Source organism: Zestomonas carbonaria (assembly GCF_904061905.1).
GTDB classification, from domain to species: domain Bacteria; phylum Pseudomonadota; class Gammaproteobacteria; order Pseudomonadales; family Pseudomonadaceae; genus Aquipseudomonas; species Aquipseudomonas carbonaria.
In genome coordinates, this window is record NZ_CAJFCI010000086.1 from 26,499 (window position 1) to 38,900 (window position 12,402).

Consider the following 12,402-nt stretch of genomic DNA (forward strand, 5'->3'; position numbering starts at 1 on the left):
AGTTTTGAGCGTTTTTCTGTGCGCTCGCGCGCACTGTCAGAACCGGTCCTTCCAGGCTCTCAGGCTGGCGAACACGGCGCTGGGCGCAGGCTCGAGCGGGCCGTCCCGCTCGTCGGCTTTTTTCGCCACGGCCGGTTCGTGGCTGCGCAGGAAGGGGTTGGTGGCCCGCTCCAGGGCGATGCTGGAGGGCAGGCTGATGCGTCCGGACGCGCGCCATTGGCTGACTTCGGCGAGACGCCGGGCGATATCCGGGTTGTCCGGCTCGACCGCCTGGGCGAAGCGCAGGTTGGACAGGGTGTATTCGTGGGTGCAGTAGACCTGGGTGTTGTCTGGCAGGGCGGCGAGGCGCGTCAGCGAGTCGTGCATCTGCGCCGGACTGCCCTCGAACAGCCGGCCGCAGCCGGCGGCGAACAGGGTGTCGCCGCAGAACAGCAGCGGCTGCCGGGTGTCGGAGTGGTAATAGGCGATGTGGCCGAGGGTATGTCCCGGCACTTCCATGATGTCGAAGCCAAGGCCGAGCACCTCGACATGGTCACCTTCGCCGAGCGCCACGTCGCGGCCGGGAATCCGCTCGTTGGCCGGCCCGTAGACGGTCGCCCCGGTGGCCTGCTTCAACTGTTCGACGCCGCCGACGTGGTCGAAGTGGTGGTGGGTGACCAGGATGTCGACGAGTTGCCAGCCCGGGTGCGCAGCGAGCCAGTCGAGCACTGGCGCGGCATCGCCGGGGTCGACGACGGCGCAGCGGCGGGCGGCAGTCTCCTGTAACAACCACAGATAGTTGTCGTTGAAGGCGGGCAGGGCATCGATCTGTATCATGGCTAGAGTCGCTAAGCTGTAAACAATGAGGCATCTTAGGCGCAATGGTCGCCAGGCAGGTACTTGCTATGACCGATTCCCTCTTTTCCGAAACCGATGCCGAACGACTGGCCCTGATCCGTGGCGCGCGCGCCTGGCTCGCGGGACCGCTCGGCCAGCAGTTGCTGGAGCAGGAGCGCCTGTTGCTGGATGAGGAGCTGGCGCGGCTGTTCGGTGGCTACCTGGTGCATTACGGGCCATCCCCCGAGCGGGCCATGGGAGCCGGGCAGATCCAGCGCCGGGTGCACCTGGGCGCCAACCTGCCCGGTGTCGAGATCGTCTGCGAAGAACAGGCCTGGCCGCTCAGCGAGCATGCCGCCGACGTGGTGCTGCTGCAACACGGCCTGGATTTCTGTCTGTCGCCCCATGGCCTGCTGCGCGAAGCGGCCCGCTGCGTGCGGCCGGGAGGCCATCTGCTGATCCTCGGCATCAACCCCTGGAGTGCCTGGGGTACACGTCACTGGTTCGCCCGCGACGGTTTCCGCGACGCGCGCTGCATCGCCCCGGCGCGGATCGGCGACTGGCTCAACCTGCTCGGATTCGCGCTGGAGAAACGCCGCTTCGGGTGTTATCGTCCGCCGCTTTCCTCCGCCGTCTGGCAGTCGCGGTTGGCTCGCCTCGAACACTGGGGTGGACGCTGGCAGCAACCGTTCGGTGCCGGCTTCTACCTGCTGGTGGCGCGCAAGATAGTGGTTGGCCTGCGCCCGTTGCGCCAACCGCAACGCGTGCCCATGGGCAAGCTGGTGCCGTTGCCGGTGGCCAAGATCAGTCGGCGGGATTCCGAATAGTCACAGCCGAACCACGAGAATGTCTGAATTGATCGAAATCTTCACCGACGGTGCCTGCAAGGGTAATCCCGGCCCGGGTGGCTGGGGGGCACTGCTCATCTATAAGGGCGTGGAAAAGGAGCTGTGGGGTGGCGAGGCGGAAACCACCAACAACCGCATGGAGCTGACCGCTGCGATCCGCGCCCTGGCCGAGCTCAAGCGTACCTGCGAGGTGCGCCTGGTGACCGACTCCGAGTACGTGATGCGCGGCGTCCAGGAGTGGTTGCCGAACTGGAAGAAACGCGGCTGGAAGACGGCGGCCAAGCAACCGGTGAAGAACGCCGACCTTTGGCAGCAACTGGACGAGCAGGTCAATCGCCACAAGGTGACTTGGGAATGGGTGCGCGGCCATACCGGACACGCCGGTAACGAACGCGCCGACCAACTGGCCAACCGTGGCGTGGATGAAGTGAGGAGAAGCAAGCATGCGTAGCGTGGTTCTGGATACCGAAACGACCGGTATGCCGGTCACCGATGGTCACCGCATCATCGAGATCGGTTGTGTCGAGCTGATGGGGCGACGCCTGACCGGTAGGCATTTCCACGTCTATCTGCAACCGGATCGCGAGGTGGACGAAGGCGCCATCGCGGTGCACGGCATCACCAACGAATTCCTGGTTGGCAAGCCGCGTTTCCGTGAGGTCGCCGATGAATTCTTCGAGTTCATCAAGGATGCTCAACTGATCATCCACAACGCGGCGTTCGACGTCGGCTTCATCAATAACGAGTTCGCTTTGCTGGGGCAGAGCGAGCGTGCCGATGTCAGCGATTACTGCTCGGTGCTCGATACCCTGCTGATGGCCCGCGAGCGCCATCCGGGGCAGCGCAACAACCTCGACGCCTTGTGCAAGCGCTATGGGGTCGACAACTCCGGTCGCGAACTGCACGGCGCATTGCTCGACGCCGAGATCCTCGCCGACGTCTACCTGGCGATGACCGGTGGCCAGACCAGCCTGTCGCTGGCTGGCAACTCTTCCGATGGTGCAGGGTCCAGCGGTGCAGGGCAGGTCAGTGAGATCCGTCGTCTACCGGCCGACCGCGTGCGTACGCGGGTGCTTCAGGCCAGCGCCGAGGAACTGGCCGCGCATGCAGCGCGCCTGGCGGCTATCGAGAAGTCCGCCGGCGGACCGGCGCTGTGGGCGCGGTTGGAAACGGACACTCAATAAGGCCGAAAAAAGCGCTGGAGGCTGGACGAAAAAACGGTCAGCTTTTTGTAGGGTGTGCTGTGCGCACCGTTTACCCTGGCGCCAGCAGAGTGCTTTGCCGGAAACATGGATGTTGGCCTCGGATCGGTGCGCACGGCGCACCCTACTCGAGAGTCCTCTGCGTGCTCCGGGTAGGGGGGCTTCAGCCCACCGTGGCACTTTTGTAGGAGCCAGCTTGCTGGCGATGCCTTGGGCGTTGTGGGGGATCGCGAGCAGAGAACTGGGCGTCCCCCTCGCTCCTACGTGTTTATTGGATTCCCGCGTGCGCGGGAATGACGGGGGATAGTCGAACCGTCATCCATCCTCGCGCACGCGGGGACCCAGTAAACAACCATGGCCACGAGTCGCGCGCATGGCGCGCTCCTACAGGTCAGCATCGAGGCCATGTTTGTAGGAGCGGCCCATGGCTGCGAAAAAGGGTTGACGTAGAAGGCGCATGGCCAGCCACGTAGCCCGGATGTAATCCGAGAGGACTTCCCTGGATTACATCCGAGTTACTGGTTCGCCTTTGTAGGAGCCAGCTTGCTGGCGATGCTTTTGCGTTGCCGGGGATCGCCAGCAAGCTGGCTCCTACAGGTCGGCACCGAGGCGATGATGGCTGCGAAAAAAGGTTTGACAGCGAAGAACCCTGTCCAGCCTCCAGCCTGAATTGCGACCTTTTCTTACAAGCGCAAGCCACGGGGGTTCCGTCCATCGGGTTCGGCGCTCTACCCTGAGGTGATCGGCGGCCCGCTTCTGTGGTCGCCCGCTTCAGGGGCGGACAATGTACAAAGATCTCAAATTCCCCATTCTCATCGTTCACCGCGACATCAAGGCCGATACCGTGGCTGGCGACCGCGTCCGCGAGATCGCGCGCGAGCTGGAGCGGGATGGCTTCAGCATTCTTTCCACGGCCAATTCCACCGAGGGGCGCATCGTCGCCTCCACCCACCACGGACTGGCCTGTATCCTGGTTGCCGCCGAGGGGGCGGGGGAGAACCAGCGGCTGTTGCAGGACGTGGTCGAGCTGATCCGCGTGGCACGGGTCCGGGCGCCGCAGTTGCCGATCTTCGCCCTCGGCGAGCAGGTGACCATCGAGAATGCGCCGGCCGAGGCGATGGCCGACCTCAACCAGTTGCGCGGGCTGCTCTACCTGTTCGAGGACACCGTGCCATTCCTGGCCCGCCAGGTGGCGCGTGCCGCTCGCGGCTATCTGGAAAGGCTGCTGCCGCCGTTCTTCCGCGCCCTGGTCGAGCACACCGCGCAGTCCAACTACTCCTGGCACACGCCGGGCCACGGTGGTGGGGTGGCCTACCGCAAGAGCCCGGTAGGGCAGGCGTTCCACCAGTTCTTCGGTGAGAACACGCTACGTTCCGATCTCTCGGTATCGGTGCCCGAGCTGGGCTCGCTGCTCGACCACACCGGGCCGCTGGCCGAGGCCGAGGCCCGGGCCGCGCGCAATTTCGGCGCCGACAACACCTACTTCGTGATCAACGGCACCTCGACGGCCAACAAGATCGTCTGGCATTCGATGGTCGGCCGCGACGACCTGGTGCTGGTCGACCGCAACTGCCACAAGTCGATCCTCCACTCGATCATCATGACCGGCGCGATCCCGCTGTACCTGTGTCCGGAACGCAACGAGCTGGGGATCATCGGGCCGATCCCGCTCAGTGAGTTTTCCCGCGAGTCGATCCAGGCCAAGATCGACGCCAGCCCGCTGGCCAAGGGGCGCGAGCCGAAGGTCAAGCTGGCGGTGGTGACCAACTCCACCTACGACGGCCTCTGCTACAACGCGGAGATGGTCAAGCAGGCGCTTGGCGACAGCGTCGAGGTGCTGCATTTCGACGAGGCCTGGTACGCCTATGCCGCCTTCCACGAGTTCTACGAGGGTCGCTACGGCATGGGCACCCGTCGCGAGCCGAACTCGCCGATGGTATTCACCACCCACTCGACCCACAAACTGCTGGCGGCCTTCAGCCAGGCGTCGATGATCCACGTGCAGGATGGCGGAATGCGTAGCCTGGACCGCCATCGCTTCAACGAAGCCTTCATGATGCACATCTCCACTTCGCCGCAGTACAGCATCATCGCCTCGCTGGACGTGGCCTCGGCGATGATGGAGGGCCCGGCGGGACGCTCGCTGATCCAGGAGACCTTCGACGAGGCGCTGAGCTTCCGCCGCGCGCTGGCCAACCTGCGGCAGAACCTGCCGGCGGATGATTGGTGGTTCGATATCTGGCAGCCGCCGCGCACCGAGGGCGCCGAGAGCATCGCCACCCAGGACTGGGTGCTGGAGCCGAATGCCGACTGGCACGGTTTCGGCGAGGTGGCCGACGACTACGTGCTGCTCGATCCGATCAAGGTAACCCTGGTCACCCCCGGCCTGACTGCCGGCGGCAAGCTGGACGAGCACGGCATCCCCGCCGCCGTGGTCAGCAAGTTCCTCTGGGAGCGCGGCCTAGTGGTGGAGAAGACGGGCCTGTATTCCTTCCTGGTGCTGTTCTCCATGGGCATCACCAAGGGCAAGTGGAGCACGCTGCTGACCGAACTGCTCGAATTCAAGCGCCTCTACGATGCCAACGTGGGGCTCGCCGAAGCCCTGCCGAGCATCGCCAGGGCCGGTGGTTCGCGCTATGTCGGGATGGGGCTGCGCGACCTCTGCGAGGAGTTGCACGCCTGCTACCGCGAGAACGCCACGGCCAAGGCGCTCAAGCGCATGTACACGATACTCCCCGAAGTGGCGATGAAACCCGCCGATGCCTACGACCAATTGGTGCGTGGCGAAGTGGAGGCGGTGCCGATCGACCGCCTGGAAGGGCGCATCGCCGCGGTGATGCTGGTGCCTTATCCGCCGGGCATCCCGCTGATCATGCCGGGCGAGCGTTTCACCCAGGCGACCCGCTCGATCATCGACTATCTGGAGTTCGCCCGGGCCTTCGATAGCTGCTTCCCCGGCTTCGACGCGGACGTTCATGGCTTGCAGCATGAGGAACTAAACGGCGAGCGCTGCTATACAGTTGATTGCATCAGGGAGTAGCCAAGCCGGGGAAAACATGACTCAAGGATCAGCGGGCAAGGCGGGAACCATGGGCTTCTGGACTTGCACCGCGTTGGTGGTCGGCAACATGGTGGGGTCCGGGGTGTTCCTGTTGCCGGCCACTCTGGCCGCCTTCGGCGGACTCAGCCTGTTCGGCTGGCTGGTCTCCAGCGTGGGGGCGGTGATCCTGGCGCTGACCTTCGCGCGTCTTTCCCGGCTCAACCCCGGTGCCGGCGGCCCCTATGCCTACACCCGCGACGGTTTCGGCAGCTTCGCCGGCTACCTGTGCGCCTGGACCTACTGGAAAGCCGCCTGGATCGGCAACGCGGCGATCGCCGTGACGCTGGTCGGCTACCTGACGGTGTTCATTCCCGCGCTCAGGGACCCGGTGTTGTCGGTGTCCACTGCCATCGGCTCGATCTGGTTGTGCACCTTCATCAACCTGCGCGGAATCGGCGCCTTCGGCCTGGCGCAGAACATCCTCACGGTCCTCAAGCTCCTGCCGCTGCTGCTGATCGGCGTGCTCGGCTGGTTTTCTTTCCACCCGGAATACCTGGCGATACCCGAGCCCCAGGACATTCCCGGAGGAGGATACGCCCAGGCGATTGCCACCACCGCGGCACTGACGCTGTGGTCGTTCATCGGCCTGGAATCGGCCACGGTGCCGGCCGAGCACGTGCGTGACCCGAAACGCACGATTCCGCGCGCCACGGTGTTCGGCACCCTGGTGGCGGCGGGCGTCTACATCCTGTCGATCACAGCGGTGCAGGGGGTGTTGGCGCCCGAGGTGCTGTCGCGCTCCAGTGCGCCGTTCGCCGATGCCGCCCAGGTCCTGCTCGGGCCCTGGGGCTACTATCTGGTGGCGGGCGGTGCCGTGGTGGCCTGCCTCGGCGCGCTGAACGGCTGGGTGCTGCTGCAGGGGCAGATCCCCATGGCCACGGCGCGCGATGGTCTGCTGCCCAAGTCATTGGCCAAGACCAACAAGTACAACGTGCCGGCCAACGGCCTGCTGGTTTCCGCCGTGCTGGTCACCGCGCTGGTGCTGATCGATGGCCAGGGCGACCTGGTGGATGTGTTCAACGTGATCATCCTGCTCGGCACCATGACCGGGGTGGTGCCCTATGCCTTCTGTACCGCGGCGTTGCTGCAGATGCTCGCGGTCTCCCCGCAGAACTTCAAGGCCCGCGAGCGCAGCGCGGTGGCCTTGCTGGGCATCCTCGGCTTCGTCTATTCGATGTGGGCGCTCTACGGCACCGGCGAACAGGCGATCTTCTGGGGCTTCCTGGTATTGGTCGCCGGCATCCCGCTGTATACCTGGCGGCAATGGAAGAATCGGCTGGAAGCCGAGGCGCTGGGGCATCCTCTCTAGGCGGCTTCCTGTCAGATCAACTAGTTAACGACTGAAGCCAATATCCCACATGAATTGTGCGGCGTGTCCTGCATCACAGTTGCCGGCATCGACATTTATGGCCTGCTTGTTATAGTTGAGCGGTTCCGGGGTCCGTCGCGGCCGTGACGAAACGTCAGCAGACCCTACCTATAACAATGTCTATCGCGCCCGCGCTGTTCGAGGATGCGTCATGTCTGATTACAAAGCCTTTCGTGTCGAGCTGAAGGACAAGATCGCCCACGTGGTGATCAACCGTCCGGACAAGCTCAACGCCATGAACGCCGATTTCTGGACGGAAATCATCGATATCTTCCGCTGGGTCGACGACACCGACGAGGTTCGGGTGGTGGTCATCTCCGGCGCGGGCAAGCACTTTTCTTCCGGTATCGACGTGGCCATGCTGGCCCAGACCGCAACGAAGTTCGGTCCGGATGCCGCGCGTAACGCCGACCTGATGCGTCGACGGATCCTCGAGCTGCAAGGCTCGTTCAACGCCGTCGACAACTGCCGCAAGCCGGTGCTCGCGGCGGTCCACGGTTACTGCCTGGGCGGCGGGATCGACCTGATAACCGCCTGCGATATGCGTTACGCCACCGTCGACGCACAGCTCTCCATCCGCGAGGTCGACATGGGCCTGGCCGCCGACGTCGGAACCCTGCAGCGCCTGCCGCGGATCATCGGTGACGGTCTGGCGCGCGAACTGGCCTACACCGGCCGTACCATCGGCGGTGAAGAGGCGCGCGGCATCGGGCTGGTCAACCGCACCTACGCCGACTACGACGCCTTGATCGATGGCGTTTTCGAAATCGCCGGGGAGATCGCTGGCAAATCGCCGGTGGCCGTGCGTGGCACCAAGCGCATGCTGTCCTTCATGCGTGACCACAGCATCGACGACGGCCTGGAGTACGTCGCCACCTGGAACGCGGCCATGCTGCAATCCGCCGACGTGCGGGTGGCCATGGCCGCATTCATGAGCAAGCAGAAGCCGGATTTTGCCGATTGAGTCGTTCAGGGCATCCGTTGCAATCCGTCAATCCCGCGCGGGAGGCGCACTAGGCATGGTTTCTGGAGCTACATCCCTGAGTTTGGTGCGTGACGAGCTGTTCGCCACCATGGATGAGGCCGAGCAGAGTCTCGAACAGTTCATTGCCGAACGGCACAATGGCGCACCGTTGCAGCAGGCGGTGGATAACCTGCAGCAGGTGCGCGGCATCCTGAGCCTGATCGAGTTGGCCGGTGCCGAGCTGCTGGCCCAGGAAATCCTCCAGCAAGCCACGGACATTCCCGCCGGTGCCGGCGAGGAGCGTGATGGCCAGTTGGCCGCGCTGAGCAATGCCCTGCATGTGCTGCGCCGTTATCTGGAGAACATCGAGAGCCATCGCCAGGAGTTGCCCGAGCTGCTGCTGCCGGCGATCAACGATCTGCGCCAGGCCGGTGGCCAGGCACCGCTGCCGGAAAGCTTCTTCTTCAGTGCGCGCCTCGACCAGGTTCGTCCGCCGGTCGCCGCCAGGAAGGTCGATGCCGCCGTCCGTGCCGCCCAGGTGCGGCAGTTGCGCCATATGTACCAGGTCGGCCTGCTGGGCTTCCTGCGCGACCAGAACCCACAGGCAGGCATCAAGCTGATGGCACGGGCGTTTGCCCGGCTGGACAGCCTGTTCGCCAGCGAGCCGGGCGGCCGCCTGATCTGGATTGCCGCGGCGGCGCTCGAAGCCCAGCGCGACGGCCAACTGCTGCCGCGCAAGTCGCGCAAGCAACTGTTCTCGCGCCTGGACCGCGAACTCAAGCAACTGCTCGGCAATGCCCAATACGAGGCGCCGCGCAACCTGCTCAAGGAGCTGCTCTACCTGGTCGCCCTGGCCGACAGCCACGGCCCTCTGGCGAACGAAGTGCGCGGCGTGTTCGGCCTGGCGCCGTTGCCGTTCACCGACCAGTTGCTGGAGGAGGAGTACCAGCGTCTTTCCGGGCCTGGGCAAGCGGTGATGCGCTCGCTGTCGTCGGCGATTCGCGAGGAGCTGGCCAGCGTCAAGGATCTGGTCGACCTGATCGAGCGCGGCACCACGGGGGCGGACAGCTTCGTTTCCCTGCACGCCCAACTGGCCAAGCTGAGCAAGACCCTGGGCATGGTTGGCCTGAGTTCGGCCAGCTCCGCACTCAGCGGGCAGTTGCCGACGGTCAGTGGCTGGATCGAGACGCAGGCAGCGGATTTCCCGGCGATGAACAAGCTGGCCGATGCTGTCCTGTTCGTGGAAAGCATGGTGGGCAATCTCGAACGTGGAGAGCGGCGCGAGGCCCGGCAGACGGCGGTCATGGGCGACGAGGTGGAGTCCTTCGCCCAGCACCAGTTGATCGAGGCGCGCATCGTGGTGGTGGACGAGGCCCGGGCCGGGTTGGCGCTGGCCAAGCGGGCGATCACCTCCTACCTGGAAGCCGGTGGTGACAAGTTGCACCTGGCCAATGTGCCCTTCAGCCTGCAAGCGGTACGCGGCGGACTGTGGTTCCTCGGCCAGGAACGTGCCGCCGAACTGATCGGTGCGTGCGCCGACTACATCCAGAAGCAGATGCTGGAAAACTCGCAGATGCCGTCCGAGCAGATGCTCGAAACCCTGGCCGACGCACTGACCAGCCTCGAGTACTACCTCGAGGGCGGCGCTGTATTGCGGCCGGAAACCACCCCAAGCGTGCTCGATCTCGCTGCCGAGAGCGTGCGCGCGCTGGGCCTGCCGGTGGCGGCCTGATGACGGCGGGCTGGCAGACCACGCCGCCGCTCGACAACGCCCAGCCGGGCGGCTGGGTACTGGCCCGCTGCTCGCAAGGATTCCTGGCCGACAGCAACGGTGTGCTGTTTCCCCGCGAGTGGCTGAAACGCCAGGAGCTGCCCCATGTAGCCGAGCATGGCCTGGGCTATTTCGATGGCGAACCGGTCTGGTTGCTGGTGCTGGACCAGCCGGCCGATGTGCCGGGCTGCCATTGGCAGGGGCTGCGACAGTTCATGTTGCAGGCCGACTACCCGACCTTCCGCATGCTGTCCTTCGCCGAGCAGATCGGTAGCTGGAGCAGCAATCACCGTTTCTGTGGACGTTGCGGCAGCCGCAACCGGCAGGTTCCCGGCGAGCGCTGCATGCGTTGCCCGGAATGTGGCCTGGACAGCTACGCGCGGATCTCGCCGAGCATGATCGTGCTGGTCACCCGTGGCGATGAAATCCTGCTGGCCCGTTCGCCGCGCTTCGTGCCGGGCATGTACAGCACCCTGGCCGGTTTCGTCGAGCCCGGCGAATCGGTGGAGGAGTGCGTGGCGCGCGAAGTGCGCGAGGAAGTCGGGGTCGAGGTGAGCGACCTGCAGTACCTGGGCAGCCAGGGCTGGCCGTTCCCGCATTCGCTGATGCTCGGCTTCCATGCCGAATACGCCGGGGGCGACATCACCCCGCAGGTCGACGAGATCGAGGATGCGCGCTGGTTCCACATCGAGCAGTTACCGCCGCTGCCGATGCCGCGCTCCATCGCCCGTTACCTGATCGACCTCTACCTGGCGCGTCGTCTAGGCCATCCCGAACCAGTGCTGCCACGCTAGGCGCGCGGTCAGCGCCAACACCACCAGGATGAACACCGGGCGGATGAACTTCGCACCGCCGTGGATCGCCGTGCGCGCGCCCAGGAAGGCGCCGGCCATCAGCGCCAGGCCCATGCAGATCCCAAGTACCCAGGCCACCTGGCCGGCGACGATGAACACCGCCAGCGCCGCGGCGTTGCTGACGAAGTTCATGCTGCGCGCCACGCCGCTCGCCTTGAGCAGGTCTAGCGGGTAGAGCAGCAGGCTGCTGACCGTCCAGAACGCACCGGTGCCCGGCCCGGCGACCCCGTCGTAGAAGCCCAGGCCGAAACCTTGCGGCCATTGCCTGCCACGGGCGATCGGCTTGTCGGAGACCAGCGGAGCCGTGGGTGTGCGGCTGAACAGTAGGTACAGGCCGCAGGCGAACACCACCACCGGCAGCATCTGGTTCAGCCAGGAGGCTGGCAGCGAATGGGCCACCAGTGCGCCGAGCAAGGCGCCGATGAGGGTGGCGAACAAGGCGTTGCGCCACTGGTGAGGGTCGAACAACTTGCGCCGGTAGAAGGTGTAGCCGGCGGTAGCCGAGCCGAAAGTGGCGCACAGCTTGTTGGTGCCCAGCACCAGGTGCGGTGGCAGACCGGCGGTGAGCAGGGCGGGAATGGTCAGCAGGCCACCGCCTCCGGCGATGGCATCGATGAAGCCGGCAAGGAAGGCGACGCCGGCGAGAATCGCCAACGTGAGAGGGTCGATGGCGAGCTCGAAGGGGAAGGGCATAAAAAGTTCGACTTGTGTCCGATTGTGGGGTGCGGCAGCTAGTCGCTGTGCTGCTCGCTGCGCATAATGCCGGCTATTTTCAGCGCAAGGAAATGGGCTTATGCAGTATGACGGTTTGGCCTGGTGCATCGCATTGCTTGCACTGCTGGCCTTGTTGGTTGCTGCGCGCATTCTCTTCAATCGCCATTGGTTCCTCGGTTGGCTGCGTGGCACCTTCGGCCTGGCGTTTCTCGCCCTGGCCGCGCTGGTGGGCGTGGTCGCCTACGACCTGATGAGCTACAGCGCGCTACCGCAAGGCAAGCCGGTGGTGACCCTGAGCTTCCAGGCCGAAGGACCGCAGCGTTACCGGGTCGGCCTGCTGGAAGGGGGCGAGGAGCGCAGCGTGACCCTGGAGGGAGATCTCTGGCAACTGGATGCGCGGATGTTCCGCTGGAAAGGCTTGGCGGCATTGATAGGCCTCGACCCGGGCTACCGGCTGGAGAAGCTGTCCGGCCGGTTCCTCGCCATCGAACAGCAGGAAATGGCCCAGCATGCCCAGGCGACCCTGGCGCAGAGCCCCTATGGCATCGACTTGTGGCGCTGGCTGCGGATGGGGCAGCGTGACCTGCTGGTGTTCGACGCGCAGGCCTTGCGGGTCACCTACCTGCCGATGGTCGATGGCGCCGTCTATGCGGTGAGCCTGACGCCGACCGGGCTGCTCGCCCAGCCGGTGAACAAGGCCGCCGAGCAGGCCCTGAAGGAGTGGCGCTGAACCTCCGTAGGATGGGTATCGCTGCGCTGGACCC

At 65.2% G+C, this 12,402-nt stretch carries 11 protein-coding genes; 9 read left to right on the forward strand and 2 right to left on the reverse strand.

Annotated elements, in window-relative coordinates; translation table 11 throughout:
• Window positions 1-36: 36 nt before the first annotated feature.
• The gene (gene gloB / locus PSEWESI4_RS23490; protein WP_187673661.1) at window positions 37-816 is read right to left on the reverse strand and encodes a hydroxyacylglutathione hydrolase; all 780 of its coding nucleotides are present in this window, start codon (window positions 814-816) and stop codon (window positions 37-39) included.
• 68 nt (window positions 817-884) lie between these two features.
• Between gloB and PSEWESI4_RS23495 the strand changes: the two genes are divergently transcribed.
• The 8 genes from PSEWESI4_RS23495 (at window position 885) to nudC (ending at window position 10,864) form a co-directional block, all read left to right on the forward strand.
• Window positions 885-1,643 (forward strand): class I SAM-dependent methyltransferase, encoded by a 759-nt coding sequence (locus tag PSEWESI4_RS23495; protein WP_187673662.1) that lies wholly within the window; start codon window positions 885-887, stop codon window positions 1,641-1,643.
• A 19-nt stretch (window positions 1,644-1,662) separates the two neighbouring features.
• Window positions 1,663-2,115 (forward strand): ribonuclease HI, encoded by a 453-nt coding sequence (gene rnhA, locus PSEWESI4_RS23500; protein WP_187673663.1) that lies wholly within the window; start codon window positions 1,663-1,665, stop codon window positions 2,113-2,115.
• Window positions 2,108-2,848, forward strand: coding sequence for a DNA polymerase III subunit epsilon (gene dnaQ, locus PSEWESI4_RS23505; RefSeq protein WP_187673664.1), 741 nt, complete (start codon window positions 2,108-2,110; stop codon window positions 2,846-2,848). The genes rnhA and dnaQ overlap by 8 nt, the downstream gene beginning before the upstream one ends.
• Before the next feature lie 802 nt (window positions 2,849-3,650).
• Window positions 3,651-5,906: an Orn/Lys/Arg family decarboxylase gene (locus tag PSEWESI4_RS23510; protein ID WP_187673665.1), complete on the forward strand. Its 2,256-nt coding sequence runs from the start codon at window positions 3,651-3,653 to the stop codon at window positions 5,904-5,906.
• 16 nt (window positions 5,907-5,922) lie between these two features.
• Window positions 5,923-7,275: an amino acid permease gene (locus PSEWESI4_RS23515; protein ID WP_187673666.1), complete on the forward strand. Its 1,353-nt coding sequence runs from the start codon at window positions 5,923-5,925 to the stop codon at window positions 7,273-7,275.
• Between the two features lie 211 nt (window positions 7,276-7,486).
• Window positions 7,487-8,299 (forward strand): crotonase/enoyl-CoA hydratase family protein, encoded by an 813-nt coding sequence (locus tag PSEWESI4_RS23520; protein ID WP_187673667.1) that lies wholly within the window; start codon window positions 7,487-7,489, stop codon window positions 8,297-8,299.
• Window positions 8,300-8,354: 55 nt separating this feature from the next.
• Window positions 8,355-10,031, forward strand: coding sequence for a ferrous iron transporter B (locus PSEWESI4_RS23525; protein ID WP_187673668.1), 1,677 nt, complete (start codon window positions 8,355-8,357; stop codon window positions 10,029-10,031).
• Window positions 10,031-10,864, forward strand: coding sequence for an NAD(+) diphosphatase (gene nudC, locus PSEWESI4_RS23530; RefSeq protein WP_187673669.1), 834 nt, complete (start codon window positions 10,031-10,033; stop codon window positions 10,862-10,864). The genes PSEWESI4_RS23525 and nudC overlap by 1 nt, the downstream gene beginning before the upstream one ends.
• Here nudC and PSEWESI4_RS23535 read toward each other — a convergent pair.
• On the reverse strand, window positions 10,832-11,617 hold the full coding sequence (locus tag PSEWESI4_RS23535) for a TSUP family transporter (protein ID WP_187673670.1): 786 nt from the start codon (window positions 11,615-11,617) through the stop codon (window positions 10,832-10,834). The two genes, nudC and PSEWESI4_RS23535, sit on opposite strands and share 33 nt — an antisense overlap.
• A 100-nt stretch (window positions 11,618-11,717) precedes the next feature.
• Here PSEWESI4_RS23535 and PSEWESI4_RS23540 point away from each other — a divergent pair, with 100 nt between their 5' ends.
• Window positions 11,718-12,368 carry a hypothetical protein gene (locus PSEWESI4_RS23540; RefSeq protein ID WP_187673671.1) on the forward strand — a complete coding sequence of 217 codons (651 nt, stop codon included), beginning with the start codon at window positions 11,718-11,720 and terminating at the stop codon, window positions 12,366-12,368.
• The last annotated feature ends 34 nt before the right edge of the window (window positions 12,369-12,402 follow it).

Coding starts and splice junctions, on each gene's coding strand:
- PSEWESI4_RS23525 (WP_187673668.1), top strand. CDS start 8,355: ATGGTTTCTGGAGCTACATCCCTGAGTTTGGTGCGTGACGAGCTGTTC.
- PSEWESI4_RS23510 (WP_187673665.1), top strand. CDS start 3,651: ATGTACAAAGATCTCAAATTCCCCATTCTCATCGTTCACCGCGACATC.
- PSEWESI4_RS23540 (WP_187673671.1), top strand. CDS start 11,718: ATGCAGTATGACGGTTTGGCCTGGTGCATCGCATTGCTTGCACTGCTG.
- PSEWESI4_RS23495 (WP_187673662.1), top strand. CDS start 885: ATGACCGATTCCCTCTTTTCCGAAACCGATGCCGAACGACTGGCCCTG.
- gloB (WP_187673661.1), bottom strand. CDS start 816: ATGATACAGATCGATGCCCTGCCCGCCTTCAACGACAACTATCTGTGG.
- PSEWESI4_RS23535 (WP_187673670.1), bottom strand. CDS start 11,617: ATGCCCTTCCCCTTCGAGCTCGCCATCGACCCTCTCACGTTGGCGATT.
- PSEWESI4_RS23520 (WP_187673667.1), top strand. CDS start 7,487: ATGTCTGATTACAAAGCCTTTCGTGTCGAGCTGAAGGACAAGATCGCC.
- nudC (WP_187673669.1), top strand. CDS start 10,031: ATGACGGCGGGCTGGCAGACCACGCCGCCGCTCGACAACGCCCAGCCG.
- PSEWESI4_RS23515 (WP_187673666.1), top strand. CDS start 5,923: ATGACTCAAGGATCAGCGGGCAAGGCGGGAACCATGGGCTTCTGGACT.
- rnhA (WP_187673663.1), top strand. CDS start 1,663: ATGTCTGAATTGATCGAAATCTTCACCGACGGTGCCTGCAAGGGTAAT.
- dnaQ (WP_187673664.1), top strand. CDS start 2,108: ATGCGTAGCGTGGTTCTGGATACCGAAACGACCGGTATGCCGGTCACC.